General features: G+C 51.1%; 19 protein-coding genes. 3 read left to right on the forward strand and 16 right to left on the reverse strand.

Annotated features, from left to right (window positions below; translation table 11 throughout):
- Positions 1 to 10: 10 nt before the first annotated feature.
- The 9 genes from HMPREF3168_RS06720 to HMPREF3168_RS06760 all read right to left on the reverse strand — a co-directional run bounded on the left by HMPREF3168_RS06720 (position 11) and on the right by HMPREF3168_RS06760 (position 9,008).
- The gene (locus tag HMPREF3168_RS06720; RefSeq protein ID WP_003613729.1) at positions 11 to 1,708 is read right to left on the reverse strand and encodes a proline--tRNA ligase; all 1,698 of its coding nucleotides are present in this window, start codon (positions 1,706 to 1,708) and stop codon (positions 11 to 13) included.
- 39 nt (positions 1,709 to 1,747) lie between these two features.
- Positions 1,748 to 2,995: an RIP metalloprotease RseP gene (gene rseP, locus HMPREF3168_RS06725; RefSeq protein ID WP_070489284.1), complete on the reverse strand. Its 1,248-nt coding sequence runs from the start codon at positions 2,993 to 2,995 to the stop codon at positions 1,748 to 1,750.
- A 9-nt stretch (positions 2,996 to 3,004) separates the two neighbouring features.
- Positions 3,005 to 3,802, reverse strand: coding sequence for a phosphatidate cytidylyltransferase (locus HMPREF3168_RS06730; RefSeq protein ID WP_003613716.1), 798 nt, complete (start codon positions 3,800 to 3,802; stop codon positions 3,005 to 3,007).
- A 5-nt stretch (positions 3,803 to 3,807) separates the two neighbouring features.
- On the reverse strand, positions 3,808 to 4,539 hold the full coding sequence (locus HMPREF3168_RS06735; RefSeq protein ID WP_003613794.1) for an isoprenyl transferase: 732 nt from the start codon (positions 4,537 to 4,539) through the stop codon (positions 3,808 to 3,810).
- A 2-nt stretch (positions 4,540 to 4,541) separates the two neighbouring features.
- Complete coding sequence (gene frr / locus HMPREF3168_RS06740) at positions 4,542 to 5,099, reverse strand: ribosome recycling factor (protein WP_070489286.1); 558 nt, start codon at positions 5,097 to 5,099, stop codon at positions 4,542 to 4,544.
- On the reverse strand, positions 5,099 to 5,824 hold the full coding sequence (gene pyrH, locus HMPREF3168_RS06745) for a UMP kinase (protein ID WP_003613714.1): 726 nt from the start codon (positions 5,822 to 5,824) through the stop codon (positions 5,099 to 5,101). The genes frr and pyrH overlap by 1 nt, the downstream gene beginning before the upstream one ends.
- A gap of 157 nt (positions 5,825 to 5,981) precedes the next feature.
- A complete protein-coding gene (tsf, locus tag HMPREF3168_RS06750) occupies positions 5,982 to 7,010 on the reverse strand; it encodes a translation elongation factor Ts (protein ID WP_003613724.1) in 1,029 nt (342 codons plus the stop codon).
- Between the two features lie 62 nt (positions 7,011 to 7,072).
- Complete coding sequence (gene rpsB / locus HMPREF3168_RS06755; protein WP_003613782.1) at positions 7,073 to 7,834, reverse strand: 30S ribosomal protein S2; 762 nt, start codon at positions 7,832 to 7,834, stop codon at positions 7,073 to 7,075.
- A gap of 163 nt (positions 7,835 to 7,997) precedes the next feature.
- A complete protein-coding gene (locus HMPREF3168_RS06760) occupies positions 7,998 to 9,008 on the reverse strand; it encodes a GIY-YIG nuclease family protein (RefSeq protein WP_070489289.1) in 1,011 nt (336 codons plus the stop codon).
- A 70-nt stretch (positions 9,009 to 9,078) separates the two neighbouring features.
- On the opposite strand from HMPREF3168_RS06760, the gene HMPREF3168_RS06765 reads away from it, so the two are divergent.
- Positions 9,079 to 9,693 carry a lysophospholipid acyltransferase family protein gene (locus HMPREF3168_RS06765; RefSeq protein WP_003613745.1) on the forward strand — a complete coding sequence of 205 codons (615 nt, stop codon included), beginning with the start codon at positions 9,079 to 9,081 and terminating at the stop codon, positions 9,691 to 9,693.
- Positions 9,694 to 9,773: 80 nt separating this feature from the next.
- Here the strand turns inward: HMPREF3168_RS06765 and HMPREF3168_RS06770 are convergent, their stop codons facing one another.
- Genes HMPREF3168_RS06770 through HMPREF3168_RS06780 form a run of 3 tightly spaced genes read right to left on the reverse strand, consistent with a single transcriptional unit; the run spans position 9,774 to position 13,242 of the window.
- Positions 9,774 to 10,760, reverse strand: coding sequence for an aspartate-semialdehyde dehydrogenase (locus tag HMPREF3168_RS06770; protein ID WP_070489291.1), 987 nt, complete (start codon positions 10,758 to 10,760; stop codon positions 9,774 to 9,776).
- Positions 10,761 to 12,101: an aspartate kinase gene (locus HMPREF3168_RS06775; protein ID WP_070489293.1), complete on the reverse strand. Its 1,341-nt coding sequence runs from the start codon at positions 12,099 to 12,101 to the stop codon at positions 10,761 to 10,763. It abuts the gene before it with no gap.
- Positions 12,094 to 13,242, reverse strand: a complete 1,149-nt coding sequence (locus HMPREF3168_RS06780; RefSeq protein WP_070489295.1) for a homoserine dehydrogenase — start codon at positions 13,240 to 13,242, stop codon at positions 12,094 to 12,096. The genes HMPREF3168_RS06775 and HMPREF3168_RS06780 overlap by 8 nt, the downstream gene beginning before the upstream one ends.
- Positions 13,243 to 13,381: 139 nt before the next feature.
- On the opposite strand from HMPREF3168_RS06780, the gene HMPREF3168_RS06785 reads away from it, so the two are divergent.
- Positions 13,382 to 13,816: an ACT domain-containing protein gene (locus HMPREF3168_RS06785; RefSeq protein WP_003613784.1), complete on the forward strand. Its 435-nt coding sequence runs from the start codon at positions 13,382 to 13,384 to the stop codon at positions 13,814 to 13,816.
- A gap of 48 nt (positions 13,817 to 13,864) precedes the next feature.
- On the opposite strand, the gene HMPREF3168_RS06790 is transcribed toward HMPREF3168_RS06785, so the two are convergent.
- The 4 genes from HMPREF3168_RS06790 to HMPREF3168_RS06805 form a co-directional block, all read right to left on the reverse strand.
- Entirely contained in the window at positions 13,865 to 15,655 is a 1,791-nt protein-coding gene (locus HMPREF3168_RS06790; RefSeq protein ID WP_070489338.1) for an ABC transporter ATP-binding protein, read from the reverse strand.
- Entirely contained in the window at positions 15,648 to 17,408 is a 1,761-nt protein-coding gene (locus HMPREF3168_RS06795) for an ABC transporter ATP-binding protein (protein ID WP_070489297.1), read from the reverse strand. Before HMPREF3168_RS06795 ends, HMPREF3168_RS06790 begins: the two co-directional genes overlap by 8 nt.
- Positions 17,409 to 17,518: 110 nt before the next feature.
- Positions 17,519 to 17,743 carry a YneF family protein gene (locus HMPREF3168_RS06800; protein ID WP_002876770.1) on the reverse strand — a complete coding sequence of 75 codons (225 nt, stop codon included), beginning with the start codon at positions 17,741 to 17,743 and terminating at the stop codon, positions 17,519 to 17,521.
- 112 nt (positions 17,744 to 17,855) lie between these two features.
- A complete protein-coding gene (locus HMPREF3168_RS06805) occupies positions 17,856 to 18,092 on the reverse strand; it encodes a DUF896 domain-containing protein (protein WP_003612057.1) in 237 nt (78 codons plus the stop codon).
- A 154-nt stretch (positions 18,093 to 18,246) separates the two neighbouring features.
- Here HMPREF3168_RS06805 and lexA point away from each other — a divergent pair, with 154 nt between their 5' ends.
- On the forward strand, positions 18,247 to 18,867 hold the full coding sequence (gene lexA, locus HMPREF3168_RS06810; protein WP_003612043.1) for a transcriptional repressor LexA: 621 nt from the start codon (positions 18,247 to 18,249) through the stop codon (positions 18,865 to 18,867).
- Positions 18,868 to 18,904: the final 37 nt, after the last annotated feature.

The following is an 18,904-nucleotide window of genomic DNA, read 5'->3' on the forward strand; positions in this document are numbered from 1 at the left end:
GAGTTCAATCCTAATCTAATTCGCTGGCAATAAAGTCTTCCAGGTCGGTAACGGCCAGCTTTTGTGCCTGGTCGTCGCCTGGACGCTTGACTTCAACGATCCCGTCAGCCGCGTCGCGGCCAACAGTAATTCTGATTGGCGCGCCAACCAGGTCAGCATCGTTGAACTTGACGCCTGGCCGTTCGTTACGGTCGTCATAAAGGACGTCATACTTGGCAAACTTGGCTTCCAGGTCTTCGGCCAGCTTGCTTTGGATTTCATCCTTCATCTTCATCTGGATGATGTGAATCCCGAATGGCGTGATTTCCTTTGGCCAGGCAACCCCATTTTCAGTCGCGTGCTGTTCGACGACGGCTGAAAGCAGGCGGGTAACCCCAATCCCGTATGAGCCCATGATGACTGGCTGGGACTTGCCGTTCTGGTCCAGGAACTTGGCCCCCATGGTTTCCGTGTAGTAGGTCCCCAGCTTGAAGATATGACCAACTTCAATTGAGGTAGTAAACTTGAGCGGTTCATGGTCAACCGGGTCAGGTTCGCCTTCGTTGGCAACCCGGAGGTCAGCAAAGCGGTCAGCCTTGAAGTCCCGGTCCAAGTTAGCGTTGATGAATTGAGCATCGCTTTCGCCAGCACCAACGACCACGTTATAGAGGCCCTTGACAGTTTCGTCAGCCACGATTTCGTCAGCCCAGTCAGCATTTACCGGGCCAACGCCGCCCTTTCCGGCCCCGGTCAGTTCTTCCAGGTCGCTAGTTTCAGCAACCCGCAGGCTGTCGCAGTCCAAGAGGTGAGTCAGCTTGACTTCGTTGACTTCCTTGTCAGCCCGGATCAAAACCAGAACCTTCTTCTTTTCGTCAACGATGTAGAGGACGCTCTTGACAATTCTGGTGGCTGGCACTTGCAGGAATTCTGCCAGCTTGTCAATGGAGTCGCAGCCTGGAGTAGCAACCTTTTCCATTGCCTTCAGTTCTTCAGGCTCTTGCTTGAAGGTATCAACGCTGACGGCCATTTCCAAGTTAGCGGCGTAGGTACCGGAAGCGTTGGTGGCAATAGTGTCTTCACCGACAGCGGCAGGTGCCTGGAACTCAATAGAGTTCTTGCCCCCCATAGTCCCGGAGTCAGCGATAACTGGCCGGACTTCAACGCCTGTGCGCTTGAAGATCTTGAGGTAGGCTGCCTTTTCATCATCAAACTGCTTGTCCAGCTGTTCTTGGCTGGCGGCGAAGCTGTAACCGTCCAGCATTACGAATTCTCTGCCCCGGAGAAGACCGAAACGTGGCCGGTTTTCATCCCGGAACTTGGTTTGAATCTGGTAAAGGTGCAGGGGCATTTGCTTGTAAGACTTGAGGCTCTTAGCCACCACGTCAGTGAAGGTTTCTTCGTGGGTTGGCCCCAGCAGCATTTCCCGGCCATGCCGGTCCTTCAGACGGAACATTTCCGGACCATACTTTGGCAGACGGCCTGATTCTTCCCACATTGAAGCTGGCAGCATGTGCGGCATGATCATTTCAACGACGCCGGCATTAGCCATTTCTTCTTCAATGATCTTTTCAGTCTTGCGCAAGACCTTGTAACCCAGCGGCAGGTATGAGTAGACACCAGCCGTAACCTGCCGGATGTAGCCGCCCCGCAGCATTACTTGGTGGCTCTTTGCAACCGCGTCGGCTGGAGTTTCCTTCAGCGTCGGCATGAAAAAGATTGATTGACGCATAATTAATTAAATTCTCCTAAACATTTATTATTTCAAGGACTACTTGATAAAGTAGCGGTAGATGTCGTTGCCAGTTACGGCGATAATCAAAATCAGCAAGAAGACCACCCCGATCAAGTCAACGACTGTCTCATGCTCCTCTGGAATCGGCTTGCCTCGCAGGAGCTCGATGAGTTCCAGCAAAAGCTTGCCCCCGTCCAGACCTGGAATTGGAATCAAGTTGACGATCCCCAGGTTGATGGACAGCATGCCAACAAAGGCCAGCATGTAGATCAGACCCATGGAAGTTGCCTTTGAAGTCTCCGAGTAGATCCCGACTGGGCCAGACAATTTGTTTAAGCTGAAGTGCTTGAACAAGTTGCCCAGGGCCTGGAAGATCATTCCTGTTACCTGCCAGCTCAAGTCCCAGCCCCGCTTCAGCTTGGCGGAAAATGAGTTGTCGGCCTTAGCCACGATGCCAACCAGGTATGACTTGGTCTTCTTTGAGTACTTTGGCGTCAGCTGGACTGACTTTTCGCTTCCCTGCCGCTTGACCTTGACCGTCAGGGTCTTACCCTTAGAAGAGTCAATCGCCTGGCTGACCTGGTCAAAAGTACTGATCTTCCGGCCGTTGATGGCCACGATCTGGTCGCCTTTTTGCAGAACGTGCTGGGCCGGGGAGTTTGCCGCTACCTGGCCCACGGTCGTTGTTGCCGGGCCAACTGAAGCAAAGCTGTAGATCATCAAGGCCACAAAGCCCAAAACAACATTCATAAACGGTCCGGCAAAAGAGGTTGCCAGTTTCTTCCATGGTTTGGCTGCCGGCAGCTGCACGTCCCGGGGGGCAATCTGCAGCTCGGTGCCTGTGTCGTCGATCATGGTCGCGTCATGGTCGACCTTGTAGGTCACCAGCTGGCTCTCATCGGCATTTTCATACCCTGCAATGGTCAAATCATCAACCAGATCGGCCTTAGTCACCCGCAAGGGACGGCCTTCGATCGGCAGGTCTGATTCTGAAGCATCGATTCGCGTAACAATTCCAGCCTCATTCAGTTCCAAGACAACTGCCGTCCCCGGGTCGATCTCACTCTGCTCGTCAGGACCAGCCAGGCGGACATAGCCGCCCAGCGGCAGCCAGCGGATGGTATAAGTCGTTTGACCAGGCCGCCACTGAACCAATTTTGGCCCCATGCCGATTGAAAACTCGCGCACCAAAATACCGGCCTTTTTCGCCACGAAAAAGTGCCCGAATTCGTGGACAAAGACCACCAGGCCAAAAACTATAATGAAGGCTAGAATACTTTTCACAGCGACCTCCTAAATTCCAAAGATCAAGGCAACAATTGGCAAAACGAAAAGCGTGCTGTCAAACCGGTCCAGGATCCCGCCGTGGCCCGGCAGGATCTTGCCGGAGTCCTTAACCCCGTAGAAGCGCTTGTAGGCTGATTCAACCAGGTCGCCCATCTGGCCGGCGATTGACAGGAAGAAGGAAGCATTGATCAAGCTGGTCTTGTCGCCGCCGACTGGAGCCAGGTTGACATAAATTGCCGTCACGATAACCGCGATGATCACGGCCCCGATTGACCCTTCCCAAGTCTTGTTCGGGCTGATTACTGGCCAAAGCTTGTGCTTGCCGAACTTGCGGCCAACCATATAGGCAGCCGTGTCAGTCGTCCAGACAATCACGAAGGCAAAGAGCAAGCGCCACAAACCGTGGACTGGATCGCTGTTTCTGATCGCAGCCAGGTAGTGGAAACCAGTCCCGATGTACAAACTTGACAGGACGTAAACGCCGATATCGTCAAAAGTCGTCTTGTTCTTAGACAGAACCGTCCAGGTCAAAAGCATCATTACCAAGGCATAGAAGACGCCCCACTTGCTCCAGTTTTTTGGCAAAAAGCCAAAGAAGGAGTTGGGCACGGTCCAGGTCAAGGTGGCCAGGGCAGCCAGGGTAAAGTCAACTGAGACCAGGATCTGCTTCTTCATCAAGAAGACTTCACTGATGCCGACGGCAGCCAAAAAGGCAGCTAGCCAGTCAATCCACATGCCACCGGCAACCAGGACCGGGATAAAAATCAATAAAGCAACAACTGCTGTAATTACTCTTTGTTTCATATTACCTAACTATCTGTTTCATCTAATTTACCAAAGCGCCGGTCCCGGTGCTGGTAGATCTTAACCATTTCGGCCAAGTCGTTTTCGTCGAAGTCCGGCCAGGCCTTGTCCGTAAAGGCAAGCTCTGAGTAAGCAATCTGCCAGAGCAGGAAGTTGCTGATTCTCTGCTCGCCAGATGTTCTGATCAAGAGGTCTGGATCAGAATAAGGGGCAAACTTGGCGGTCATCAGCTTGGCGGAGACCATGTCTTCAGTAATTTCTTCCGGCGTGATTTCCCCGCTGGCGGCCTCTTTTGCCAGAGCCTGCACGGCTGAAACGATTTCTTTTCTTGACCCGTAATTAAAGGCAAAGTTCAAAACCAGACCGGTATTGGCCGCGGTTTCCGCCATGGCCCGCTCAACCACTTCCCTGGTTGATTCCGGCAGGGCATCCAGATAGCCCATGATGTTGACCTTAACATTGTGGGCCTGCAGGCGGGGCATGAACTTGTCAAAGAACTTGACCGGCAGGTTCATCAAATAATTGACCTCATCCTTGGGCCGGGCCCAGTTTTCCGTCGAAAAAGCATAAAGAGTCAGGACTTTAATTCCCAACTCATCTGCCGCGAGCGCAATCTTTTCAACGTTGTCCATCCCGGCCTTGTGGCCCATGAAGCGCGGCATTTTCCGCTTCTTTGCCCAGCGGCCATTGCCGTCCATGATGATCGCCAAATGATTCAGCTGCTTATTCTTATCCATAATTAACCCTGAGTGATTTCCTTGCGCTTATTGTCAGCCATCTGGTCAATCTTCTTGGTTGATTCGTCAGTAACCTTCTGGACTTCCTTTTCCAGGCGCCGTTCTTCGTCTTCAGTGATTTTGCCGTCTTTTTCCTGCTTCTTCAAAGCCTTCATGGCTTCCTGGCGGACATTGCGGACAGCAATCTTGGCTTCTTCAGCCAGCTTGCCGACTTCCTTGGCAATTTCCTGCCGCCGTTCCCCGGTCAGTTGCGGGATAACCAGGCGGATGACGTTACCGTCGTTAGCTGGCGTAAGGCCCAGGTCTGAGGCCAAAATTGCGTGTTCAATATCGTTCAAAGAAGTCTTGTCATATGGAGTGATCATCAAAACCCGTGGTTCTGGAATGGTGATCCCGGCCAGTTGCACCAGCGGAGTTGGTACCCCGTAGTATTCAACCATCACCCGGTCCAAAAGGGAGGCGTTGGCTACCCCGGCCCGGACAGTTGCCAGATTGCTCTGGTAGACTTCGATGGACTTGTTCATGTTGCTCTTGGCTTTAGCAATCGTTTCGTTGTTCATTACTTGTCACCTCTGATAATCGTCCCGATGTTTTCGCCTTCAACTACCCGCTTGATGTTGCCTGGAGTGTTGACGTTGAAGACGATCAATGGAATATGAGTGTCCATGGACAAGGAGCTGGCAGTTCTGTCCATAACTTGCAGGCCCTTGGCGATCATGTCCAGCTGGGTCAGTTCAGCAAACTTCTTGGCACTTGGGTCCAGGTTCGGGTCAGCAGTGTAAACCCCGTCAACCCCGTTCTTGGCCATCAAGATCACGTCAGCGTTAATTTCCGCTGCCCGCAAAGCAGCCGTGGTGTCAGTTGAGAAGTATGGGTTGCCAGTGCCGCCGCCGAAAATAACGACCCGGTTCTTTTCCATGTGGCTGATTGCGACCCGGCGGATATAAGGTTCAGCTACCTGCCGCATGGAGATTGAGGTTTGCAGTCTGGTCTGCACGCCAGCAGTTTCCAGGCCATCTTGCAGGGCCAGGCCATTCATGATCGTGGCCAGCATGCCCATGTAGTCAGCTTGAGCTCTTTCCATGCCCAGCTTGGCCCCGGTTTCACCGCGCCACATATTGCCGCCGCCACAGACGACGCCGACTTGCACGCCCATGTCATGAACCAGCTTGATTTCGTGCGCCAATTTCTTGATCACAGTTGGGTCAATGCCAGTTCCCTTTTCCCCGGCCAAAGCTTCGCCGGAAATTTTCAAAATGATACGATTATATTTAACTTGACTCATAATGCCCTCCTAATTAGCTCTAACTATTTTACCATAAAACAGAAAACTGTCTCTCCTATTTATCCTATTTCACCAGCTTAAATTTGCAAAAGCAAATTTGCCGACAAAAAAAGGATGGGTTTCCCCATCCTTTTTCTTGCTAGAAGAAATTAAGAAATTAGTTCTTCATTTGTGCAGCAACTTCAGCAGCAAAGTCTTCTTGCTTCTTTTCGATGCCTTCGCCGACTTCGAAACGAACAAAGCTTACTACGGAAGCGTTGACTGATTCAAGGTATTGTTCAACAGTCTTGCTGTCGTCCATAACGTAAAGTTGAGCGAGCAAGGTGTTTTCTTGGTCAACCTTAGTGTTGTCCAGCATGAAGCGGGCCATCTTGCCTGGGATGATCTTGTCCCAGATCTTTTCTGGCTTGCCTTCAGCCTTCAGTTCTGCCTTGATGTCTTCTTCAGCTTGAGCAATGACTTCGTCAGTCAATTGCGCCTTTGAACCATACTTAAGGTGTGGCAAAGCTGGTTTGTTGACCATGGCACGTGATTCGTTGTCTTGGTCAATCTTGTGGTTAAGTTGAGCCAGTTCTTCGAGGACGAAAGCTGGGTCAAGTTCCTTGTAGGACAGAACCTTTGGGCTCATTGCGGCAATGTGCATTGCAATGTGCTTAGCCAAGGCTTCGTCGCCGCCTTCAACAACAGTCAAAACGCCGATGTGGCCGCCATTGTGTTGGTAAGCGCCAAAGTGTTGGTCATCAGTCTTTTCAAGAACAGCGAAGCGGCGGAAGGAAATCTTTTCACCGATAGTCGCAGTAGCATTTACGTATGCTTCTTCAAGGCTTTCGCCTGAAGGCATGGTCAATGCCAAAGCTTCTTCGTTGTTAGCTGGCTTGCCCTTGGCAATAGTTTCGGCAGTTTCGTTGACCAAAGTTTTGAACTGTTCGTTTTGCGCAACGAAGTCAGTTTCAGCGTTGACTTCAACGATAGCAGCAACGTTGCCGTCTACGTAAACGCCAGTCAAACCTTCAGCAGCGATCCGGTTAGCTTTCTTGGCAGCCTTTGCTTCACCCTTTTCGTGGATGATTTCGATAGCTCTTTGCATGTCGCCTTCGGCTTCAACCAGAGCCTTCTTGGCGTCCATGACGCCGGCACCAGTGGTTTCACGCAATTCCTTGACTTGCTTAGCAGTAATGTTTGCCATTTAAAAAAGTCCTCCAGGTCAAACTAAATAACAGAATTCTTCCAAAGATAGTTTACGACAAATTATTCAGCGTCGTCTACTTCTTCAGCAGAGTTTTCTTCAGCACTTTCAGACAATTCCTTTTCAACGTCGGCGTTATCTGCACCTTGCTTGCCTTCGATTACGGCGTCAGCCATAGTACCGGCGATCAAGCGGATAGCACGGATAGCGTCATCGTTTGAAGGGATGATTACGTCGATCGGGGTTGGGTCAGTGTTGGTGTCAACCATGGCTACAACTGGGATACCAAGCTTGTTAGCTTCGTGAACGGCGATCTTTTCCTTCTTAGGGTCAACGACGAACATTACGTCAGGAATCCGAGGCATGTCTTCGATACCGCCCAGGAACTTTTGCAGCTTGTCCATTTCCTTGGTCAGCAAAGAAACTTCCTTCTTTGGCAGTACGTCGAAGGTACCGTCTTCAGCCATCTTCTTCAAGTCCTTCAGACGCTTAACCCGGCTTTGGATAGTAGTCCAGTTGGTCAAAGTACCGCCCAACCAGCGTTGGTTGACGTAGTATTGACCTGCACGGGTAGCTTCTTCAGCGATTGCTTCTTGAGCTTGCTTCTTGGTACCAACGAACAGGAAAACACCGTCGTCTTGAGCAACAGCCTTAACGTAGTTGTAGGCGTCGTCAAGCATCTTGATGGTCTTTTGCAGGTCGATGATGTAGATCCCGTTTCTTTGAGTGAAGATGTATGGCTTCATCTTCGGGTCCCATCTTCTAGTTTGGTGACCAAAGTGTACACCAGCTTCAAGCAATTGCTTCATAGATACAACTGACATAAATAAATTCCTCCTAGGTTATTTCCTCTCAAGCGTTCATTTCAGCATTCAACCGTTTGTCTTTAGGCACCTGAACGCCGATCGCTCTTGATGTGTTTTCTAGCGTGCAATCGCACGCTTATCTAGCATACTCGATTTTTCCTTTAAGCGCAAGCTTTTCCGCCTAAAATTTAACCCCTTGCTCGTGCAAAAATTTTTCCTTCCAGGCCCGGTCATGATGCTTGAACCAATATTCCCGCTGCATGGCCGTCCGCTTGTCGGCATATTCTTCAAGATAGATCATTTCAACCGGCCGCCGGCTCTTGGTGTACTTGGCCCCTTTACCAGAATTATGAGCCCCCAGCCTTTTCTTTAAATCATTGGTGTAGCCGCCGTAAAAGCTGCCGTCGCTGCATAAAAGGACATAAAAGTAATGCTTTTCCTCTGGCAATTTGGCCTCTAAAATTTCCTTGATGGCCGGGGTATTGCTGCCGTCTGCCTCATGGACTTCGATGGCGTCGCGCAGAACCAGCCCGTCGCCTTTCCCGCTTCTGACCGCTTCAACGATGACTAAATTGGCGTCTTGCCCTCTTCTGGAGACAAAGGGCTGGACAGTCTTAACGGCCAGGTCATGCTTAAAGCCGTAATTGATGATCTCACCCAGCCGCTCTGGCCGGTGGACCATGAACATCTTCCCCTTCATTTTCAAGAGGCCGGCGGAAACGGCGACGATTTCTTCCAGGTTGATCTCCAGTTCATGGCGGGCGATGGCTTTAGACCGGTCCGGGTTCAGCTTGTGGCCGGCCGGGGCCTTGAAATATGGCGGATTGACCACAACGACGTCATAGCTGTCTTTTCGCAAAAAGCTGCCCGCGTCTTTGACATTGCCCTGGTGGACCGTGATCCGGTCCTGCATGTCGTTTAATTCAACCGACCGCCGGGCCTTGGAAACGATGTCTTCTTGCAGTTCAACATCGTCGTAATGAGCCTTGTTAAAAGCAGCCATGTAGAGGCTGGCTGCCGCGTTGCCGCTGCAGAGTTCAACCACCTTGGACCGGTTTTTGATGGCTTCTTTGGCCCAGTAAGCCAGAAGCAGGGTATCCAGGGAAAAGGCAAAAGACTGCCCGTCCTGGATGATTTTCAGCTGCTCGCCCAGCATGTAATCGATACGTTCATTTTCCTTTAGTTCAATCATGTAATTCTGAAGCCCGTCCCTTATTCTTAGATGTGTTATAATTTATTCTACATCATTTGGAGGTTCTTTTATGCTTTATCGTATTTTCAGACCGATCGCCCGCTTCATCGTCTGGGTCTTAAACGGCCACCTGCATGTCCACCACAAGGAAAGACTGCCCGAAGGCACCTACATTTTGGTTGCCCCCCACCGGAACTGGTGGGAGCCGATTCTTTTCGCCCTGGCAGCCAGCCCTACGGAATTCATGTTCATGACCAAGCAGGAGCTGTTTAAAAATCCGGTCCTCCGCTGGATCTTAAACAATGTCCACGCCTTCCCGGTCAACCGGGAGCATCCAGGTCCTTCCGTTATCAAGATCCCGGTCAAGGGCTTAAAGTCAGAAGGCCTGTCTTTGATCATGTTCCCATCCGGCACCCGGCACTCAGCCTCCCTTAAGTCCGGCGCCCTGGTTATCGCCAGAATGTCCGGCCGGCCCCTGCTTCCGGCTGTCTACCAGGGCCCGCTTACTTTTAAAGGGGTCTTGCAAAGAAAAGGCATGGAAATCAACTTTGGCAACCCGATCGTCATTGACCGCAAGACCAAATTGACCCCGGAAACCGAAGCTGCCTACAACCAGCAGCTGGAAGACGCCTGGAAGCAGATCGACCAGGAACTGGATCCGGATTTCCACTATGAAGCTAAATAATTAAAGATGACAAAACAACAAGAAAAAGGATTGAGCATGGACGCTCAATCCTTTTTCTTTATGCTTTTTACTGCTGCTTATTACTTGTTATTTTCCAGGTATTCCATAATCTGGACGGCGTTGGTTGCCGCCCCCTTTCTGATCTGGTCGCCGGTGCACCAGAGAGTAAGGCCGTTAGGGTTGGTCAAGTCCCGGCGCAGGCGGCCGACTTGCACGATATCCTTGTCGGAGTTTTCCAGGGGAGTTGGAGTGTGATCAGTAACCAGGATGTCGCCGTCAAAAGCCGCGATGGCATTTTCAGCAGCTTCAACTGAGACCGGTTCTTCAGTGACAACCGTCACCGCAATTGAGTGGGACCGGTAGACCGGGACCCGGACGCAGGTGCAGGTCACCAACAAGTCTGGCAAGTGCAAGATCTTTCTGCCTTCATTCTGCATCTTCATTTCTTCAGTCGTATAGCCGTTTTCCAAAGGACTGCCAATGTCAGCGATGACGTTAAAGGCGATCTGGGCCGGGAAGACCTTGGCTTCCACGCTCTCGCCCTTGGTCAAAGCCGTCACTTCATCCTTCAGTTCGCTGATCCCGCCCATGCCGGCACCGGAAACGGCCTGGTAGGTGCAAGCGTTGATAGCCTTGATCGGAGACAACTTGGCAATTGGAGCCAGAGCCATCAAGGTAATGGCAGTTGAGCAGTTGGGATTGGCAATCACGCCGTGGTGGTCTAAAGCATCTTGGCCATTAATTTCAGGAACTACCAAAGGCACGCCATCTTCTTGCCGGAAGGCTGAGCTGTTGTCAATGTAGACTGCCCCGCTTTTTTCGACCAGGGGCCGGTATTCCTTAGACAGGCTGTTAGAAACTGCCCCCAAAACGTAGTCCAGGCCATTCAGTCTTTCCTGGCTAACCACTTCCAGGGTCAATTCCTGGCCAGCAAAGGGCAGCTTTTTACCCTTGGAGCGCTCGGAAGCAAAAACGCGCAGTTCTTCAACCGGCAATTGTCTTTCTTCAATACATTCCAACATCTGCCGGCCAACGGCCCCTGTAGCTCCTAAAATACCAATTTTCATTTATCGTTCCACTCTTTCTTCACTAATAAACTGCTGATAAATCGCCTTGATTGCCGGCACCAGGTCCTGGTTGTTGACCCCAATGACGATGCTTTGTTCATCGCAGGCCTGGTTGATGGTGCGGATATTGATCTGCTGGTCACCCAGTGTTGACAAAATTTTGCCCGACATCCCCGGCATTTGCCGCATGGCCCGGCCAACCACGGCCAGCATGGCCTGCTGGCTTTCGACCTGGATATCGTCCAGGTGCAGGTCCTGCTTTAATTCCGCCACGATCTCATAGAGATAGCGCTCGATTTTCTTGGTCTGGACCACAATAGAAAAGGTATCGACCGTGACCGGAACGCTTTCAATCGAGATCTGAAATTTTTCAAAAACGGCTAAGACCTTGCGTAAGAAGCCTGCCTCAGCTGAAACATGCGACTTAACCATGGTGATGACCGTAAAGTCCTGCTTGCCTGTAATCCCGGTGATGACATGAGGCGGCTCTTGCGCGTCAAGTTCACTGCAATCATTCATGATCATGGTGCCAGGATTTTCCGGATGATTGGTGTTGCAGACATTGATCGGGATGTTTTTCTGCCGGACGGGAAAAACCGCGTCGTCATGCAGGACATTGGCTCCCATATAGCTCATCTGCCGCAATTCTGAGTAGGTAATCCGGGGAATCTGGACAGGATCTTTGATAATGCGCGGATCGGCCACGTAAAAGCCCGAAACGTCAGTCCAATTTTCATAGAAGTCAACGTCGAAGGCATTGGCCACGATTGACCCGGTAATGTCTGACCCGCCCCGGCTCATGACCTTAATCACCCCATTTGGCAAAGAACCGTAAAAGCCGGGGATCAACACCCGCCGGCCCGGGTCAACCTGGGCTTTTAACAGTTCCTGGCTTTTATCCAGGTCAATTGAGCCGTCATAATGGAAACGGATCACCCAGCTGGCGTCAACAAAGTCTGCGTCCAGGTATTCAGCCAGGCAAAGGCCGGTCAAGTATTCGCCCCGGGAAACCAGGTAGTCCAGGTTCAAGTTCCGGGCCATGTTCTGCCGGATCTTGGCGAATTCTCCAGCCAAGTCGATTTTAAGGCACAGGCTGCGCTTGATTTCCATGTACTTGTCCACGATAGACTGGAAAATCGACTCATAGCTGACGTCATAGGTAATGTGAGCCGCGCAGAGGTAGAGGAGGTCGGTGACCTTATGGTCCTCCTGCCCGCTCTTGCCGCAGGCGCTGGTCACCACGTACTTGCGGTCCGGATCAGCCAAAATGATTTGCTTGACCTTCTTAAACTGTTCGCTGTTGGCGACTGAAGAGCCGCCGAATTTGACTGCTTTACTCATCTGCCACTCCCGCCAAAAAGGACGACGGGTCCCCGCTTTCCTTGACCAGGCTTGAAATTTCTGCCAAAGTCAGCTTTTTGGTCAAAAATGCCTTTTCGCTGATTCTTTCTGCTACTACATCCTGGAAAAAATCAGCCCGGTTAGTCCGCAGGTAGAAAGTCTGCTCTTCTTCATCAGTCAGCTGACCCGGTTCAGCACTTTGCACGCTTTCCTTTTTCCCTTCAGCCAGATCCAAGAGGTCTTGGACAGCCGCGTGGGCGGTTGGCAAAGACCCTGCCCCCTGGCCCACGAATGTTGCCGGACCCAGGGAGGCGGAATCAGTTTCCAGGGCATTGAAGTTAAGGCCCACTCCGGCTAAAAAGCTGGTCTTTTTCAGCATGACTGGCAAAACCTGCAAGGACAGCTTCTCACCTGTCTGCCGGCCCCGGCCCAGCAACTTGATGGTCCGGCCATTTGCCTTGGCCCAGGCAAAGTCTTCCTTGGTCAAATGCCGTATCCCCCACTGGTCAACCTGGCTTGGATCAGCAATTTTGCCAAACGCAGTCAAGGCTGACAAGCAGACCTTGTAGCAGACGTCCCCGCCGTCGATGTCATCGCTGGGATCCTTTTCCGCGTAGCCCAGCTCCTGGGCTTCTTTTAAGCAAGCAGCAAAGTCCAGGTCCTTTTCTGCCATCTGGGAAAGGATATAGTTGCTGGTCCCGTTAAAAATCCCCTGGAAGGCCGTGACCGGCTCCAGGCGCTGAATGTGCTTGATGTTGTCAATCCAGGGGATGCCGCCGCCAACGCTGGCCTCATAGGCCAATACCAGGCTCTTTTGCCTGGCTAAGTCAAAGAGCTCGCCGGCATAGACCGCCAGCATCTTCTTATTAGCCGTCACCACGTGCTTGCCGGCTTCCAAGGCCCGCTTAACATAGCTGTGTGCCGGTTCTACCCCCCCGATGCACTCGCAAACCACTGAAATTTCCGGATCGTTCACGATTTCCACAAAGTCAGTCGTATGCTGGTCATCCAGGATCTGTTCATCTCTGTGGACCAGGATTTTTTTAATTTTAATCTTCTGCAAAAGCGGAGTTTCAGCCTCTTCAACCAGCTTTACAATGCCGCCGCCAACCACGCCGCGGCCTAAGATTGCAATTTGCATACCCGCCTCCGTTGTTTCTAATCTAGGGACACTTGTTTTTGAATTAAAAACATAGTATCATTATCCGCAAGGCTTGACAAGGGAAAAGTTACTTATTATTAAACAAAAATTAAAGCAATATGTCAAAGGAGAATTTGCCATGGCCGACTATTTTTACGTTCATAAAAAGATCCTGCCCGACTATCTGGAGAAGGTCCTAGAGGCAAGGGAAATGCTGGACAGCCGGGAAGCAGCCACCGTCACCGAGGCGACTGAGCGGGTCGGCATCTCCCGCAACACTTATTACCGCTATAAAGACTATGTTTTTAGAGCCAAGGACCCTGCAAGGGGCCAGCAGGCGGTCTTGTCTCTGCTTTTAGCTGACCTACCTGGGGCCCTGTCAGCCGTTTTGACCTGCGTGACCGACCACCGGGCCTCGGTTTTGACTATTTCCCAGGCCATCCCTTTGGCCAGCCATGCCAGCGTCTTGATGTCCCTGGACCTGGCCGGCCTTGAAGGAGACATCAACACCCTTTTGGCTGATTTGAAAAATCTCCCCTTTGTTAAAAATCTCCAGCTTGCCGGATTAGAATAATAAAAGAGCGCGTCTTCTGGGCGCGCTCTTTTTTGCCTTAATTCATCCTTAGTTTTCCCGGTTTTGCTGGAGGGTGTAAAGGTCATAGTAGTAGCCCTTTTGGGCCAGCAAGTCCTCGTGCTTGCCGTGTTCGACGATTCTCCCCTTGTCTAAAACAATGATCTGGTCAGCATCAGCAATCGTTGACAGGCGGTGGGCAATAGCCAGGGTCGTGCGGCCCTGGCGGAGCTTTTTGAGTCCTGCTTGAATCAAACTTTCTGTTTCCGTGTCCACGTTGGCCGTTGCTTCGTCCAAAATCAAAATCTTAGGATTGGTTACCAGGGTCCGGGCAAAGGAAATCAGCTGTCTTTCCCCGCTGGAGAATTCCGATCCGCCTTCAATGACCTTGGCATGGTATTTCCCAGGTAATTTTTCGATAAAGCGGTCAGCCTGGACAGTTTTGGCGGCTTCTTCAATCTGCTCATCAGTGATCTTGTCATTGTACAAGCGGATGTTGGAAGCCACGTCCCCATAGAACATGAAGGGTTCCTGGAGAACCAGGCCCATTTTTTGCCATAATTCTGCCTTGGAAAAGTCCCGGATGTCGATCCCGTCCAAAAGGATCTGGCCCGAGTGAAATTCGTAAAAGCGCATCATTACGTTGATGATTGAACTCTTGCCTGAACCCGTGTGGCCAACGATCCCCAGGGTCTCGCCTGGATTAAGGGTGAAGGAAACATCGCGGAGAACGTCATGCTTGCCGTCATATGAGAATGACACATGCTTAAACTCAATTTTCCCTTCCTTAATCTTGGCGTTGGCCAGCTCTTTTTGCTCAGGCTCGTATTCTTCCTGGTCCAAAATCTTGAAGATCCGCTTGCCAGCCACGATCCCGTCGGTAAAGAAGGTCAGCGAGTTCATCATGTCCGACAAGGGGTTAAAAAAGTTCTGCACATAGTTTGCAAAAGCATAGATCATCCCGGCCGGGACAAAAGTTGCCCGGAGGGGGTAACCGAACCAGACCAAAACGCAGGTTAAGGCCAACGAATAGAGCAGGGTCGTAAACGGCGACAAGAGCAGGCCGTTGGTTCTGATCAGCTTGAAGCGGGTCTGCATCTGCTGGCGGTTGATTTTTTCAAAATCATCGTCTATCCGCTTTTCCTGGCGGAACTGCTGGATCACGGAAATTCCGGCAATGCTTTCTTCCAGCTTGGTGTTGATCAAAGAGTTGCGGGCCCGGTATTCGTGGTAGATTTTGGAGCTGACCCGGTTATAAAGCCAGATTGCCCCAACGATAAGTGGAATAAAGGCCGTCACGATCCCCCCGGCCACCGGGTCAGCCATATACATAGCAATCAAGGCGGTTACCATGGAGACGATCCCTAACAGAAAGGCAGAGAAAACCTGCATAAAGTTGCCCAGGGTCATCGTGTCGTTGGTTACCCGGGACAAAATCGACCCGGCTGGAGTCTGGTCAAAATACCGCATCCCCAGGGTGTGAATTTTTGCATAAAGGACCCGGCGGACCTTTTCCAATGCCTTTTCCCCGGCCAGGGCATAAAGGTATTCATAGGTAAATTGGCAGACCGCCTTAAATACCACGCCAATGCCGTAGATCAAGGCAACATAATAAAACGTGCTGAAGTCAACCTTGCCCGTCTTCAAATAGTGGTCCATGTAATACCGCAGCCAGGTCGGCAAGAGCATATTGATCACGGAAACTGCCACCATCCCTACGACGGCAGTCAGTAATTCCCCCTTGTAAAGCCAGACAAAGGTCCAGAGCCGCTTTAAAATCTGCCACTGCTCTTTGGTCGAAATCGGCTGCTGCCAGACTGACTGGAAGTCCTCATTATTCATCGTCATCTTCACCTACCTTCTGGGCTAATTCCTGCCGCTGCCACATCCGGGCATACCAGCCCCCTTTGGCCAGCAATTCTTCATGCGTCCCTCTTTCTGCCACCTGCCCGTCTTGCATGACCAGGATCAAGTCAGCATCCATTACGCTGCTTAAGCGGTGGGCAGCGATGACGGTAATTTTCTTTTCCCGTTCTTGCCGAAGCTTAGTCAAGATCGCCTTTTCAGTTTTGGCGTCAACAGCTGACAAAGCATCGTCCAAAATCAAGATTTCACTGTCATGAAGCAGGGCTCTAGCAATCGACATCCGCTGCTTTTGCCCGCCCGACAGGGAAATCCCGTTTTCCCCGATCATGGTCTCATAGCCATTTGGAAAGGCCAGGATATCGTCGTGAAGGGCGCTCTTTTTAGCCGCCACTTCGACCTCTTCCTGGCTGGCATCCGGCTTGGCAAAGGCAATATTGTCTCTGACCGACATGGAGAAAAGGAAGTTGTTTTGGGGAACGTAAGATATTTCTTTTAAGTAGACGTCCAGGGGAATCTGCCGGATGTCGTGGCCGGCAAAAGTGATCCGGCCCTTGTAGTTATCAAACTCCCGCATCAAAAGCTGGATAATGGTCGTCTTGCCTGAGCCAACCCGGCCAACCAGGCCGATAGTCTGCCCGTTTTTCAAGTCAAAGTCCACTGGCCCCAAGGCAGCCTTGTCTGGTTCATCCGGGTAGGCAAAACTGGTCACGTGATAGCGCAAATCCCCAGTCAACTTCTGCTCCTTGTCCATTGAATCTGAGTCCACGATCAAAGATTTTTCATTGAGCAGGCTCATAATCCGGTCGTAGCTGGCACTCCCCCGCTCAAGAACATTAAACAGGTAGCCAATGGCAAACATTGGCCAGACCATGGCCCCAATGTAGGACACAAAGGAAATCAGCTGGCCCAGGCTGATCGCTTTGCTGAGAACCAGCCGGCCACCGTAGATGATGGTAATGATGTAGGTAATCCCGATGATCATGGTAATCATTGGGTCGTAGAGTGAGTCGATCCGGAAGACCTTTTTATTGATATCTACCGTTTCATAGGTCATCTTGTTAAAAGCTGCCGCATCCTCCTTTCCCTGGCCAAAAGTCTTCAAGACCTTAATCCCAGACAAGGATTCCTGAGTCTTGTTGTTCAAGCGGGAAAAGGCCGCCTGCGAATCCATATAGGCGTCATGCAGGCGATCACCCAGGTAGCGGGCACAGAAGGCCAAAAGGGGCAGCGGCAGCATGGCCGCCAGGGTCAAGCGCCAGTCTACCAGGATCATCATGGCCAGCAAGGTGGTCCCCCCGGTAAAAATCGCGTCGATCAAAGTCAAGATCCCGTCACCTGCTACGTTCTGCACGGCCTGGACGTCATTGGTTGCCCGGGCCATCAAGTCCCCGGTACGGTAGCGCTGAAAGAAGGTCCGGTCCATCTGCATAAAATGCCAGAAGAGCCGGCCGCGGAGTTCTTTTTCCAAAATCGCCGCTCCGCCGTAAATCTGCTTGCGCCAGAAATAGCGGCAGACATAAAGGGCCAAAGCCGCCAGCAAAATTGCCAGAACATAGCTAAAAAATTGCTGCCAGCTGATTCTCCCCGTATCCAGCTGGTCAGCCATCATGCCCAGGATCCGCGGCGGGACCAGGTTGGCTGCCGAAGTCAGGACTAAGGCCGTGATCCCTAAGGCGTAGCGCTTGCGGTGGGCTTTAAAGAACCAGCCCAGCTTGCTGAAAGTATCCATTTTTTCCTCCCTCTTTTATTTGGGTTTTATCTTTTTCTCCTTCTTTTCTAATCCCCCTAGCCCGAAAAAAAGAGCGCCAGGATTCCCCTAGCGCTCTATGGCTGACTAGACTAGTTCTTGGCTGCCTGGTGCTTGATCATGTTCATCACTTGGTTGACCTTCTTGGCTGAAGGCTTCTGGCCCATTTGTGACATCATGGTTTCAACCATTTCCCGGGTAATCGGGGGATTCTTCTTAAAGTAGTTTTTCATGTAAGTCCGGGCACCGTAAAAACCAGCAACCGCACCCAGAAGAGCTGCCAAAATAATCAAGAAAATCGCCAAACCTAAATTCATTATCGCTAAACCTCCATTGGTCTTAATTTGTTATCCGCCTCAGCGGAGATGCATTCGTTAGTCACACAAATACTATCTTACAAAACTTCAGACCATTTTTAAAGGATAAATCTTATCTGAGAACCTTTTTCTTCTGAATTTGCTTGGCTTTCTCCGGCGTAACGTCCTTGCCTTGATCGTCAACAATTACCAGGCTGTCCAGCTGCTGCTTGAAACCTGCCCGGAAGTTGGCGATAAACTGCTTGTGCAGTTCTTTGCGTTCAGCCTCTTCAGCCTCCGTCAAGCCGCTTTCCTGCTTCTTCTTGTATAATTCATTGATTCTTTTTCTGACTTGATCTGCTTCTGTCATATATATATCCGCCTTTCTAGTGATAAGAATAGTGTACTCGCTTTGCAAAAATAAAAAAAGTTTTAAGCCCAGAACGCCCGTTTGCAAACTTCCCGAATATTTGCTAAAATAAGTAATAACCGACAATAAGATTTTTGACGAAGGAAAAGTAACTATGGCAACTCACGACTCAAAACAATTAGAAATTCTGCAATACATCTACGATACCGTTGAAAACCGCGGCTTCCCGCCGACGGTCCGGGAAATCTGCGCGGCAGTTGGCCTGTCTTCAACCTCCACTGTCCATGGCCATTTGACCAGACTGGAGCGCAAGGGCTACCTCATCAAGGACGCCACCAAGCCCCGGGCTTTGGAAATCACCCACGCCGGCCTTGACGCCTTGGGCATCAAGCCTAAAGACATTCCGGTCATCGGGGTTGTTACCGCCGGCCAGCCGATCCTGGCTGTCCAGGACGTGGAAGACTACTTCCCGCTTCCACCGAACCTGGCCAGTGATGCCGGTGAGCTCTTCATGCTCCGGGTACACGGCACCTCAATGATCAATGCCGGTATCTTGAACGGGGACTATGTCATCGTCCGCAAGCAGACCACGGCCCAGAACGGGGAAATCGTGGTCGCCATGACTGATGACGGGGAAGCAACAGTCAAGCGCTTCTTTAAAGAAGACTTCCACTACCGCCTGCAACCGGAAAATGATGCCATGGATCCAATTATCTTGAACCATGTGCAAATTTTGGGCAAGGTCGTCGGTCTTTACAGAACAAATATTGATTAATACAGTATTGCCGGTCAGCAAGCTCGATTAGCTCATA

It is taken from the genome of Lactobacillus sp. HMSC08B12, assembly GCF_001808415.1.
In the GTDB taxonomy this organism is placed as follows: domain Bacteria; phylum Bacillota; class Bacilli; order Lactobacillales; family Lactobacillaceae; genus Lactobacillus; species Lactobacillus delbrueckii.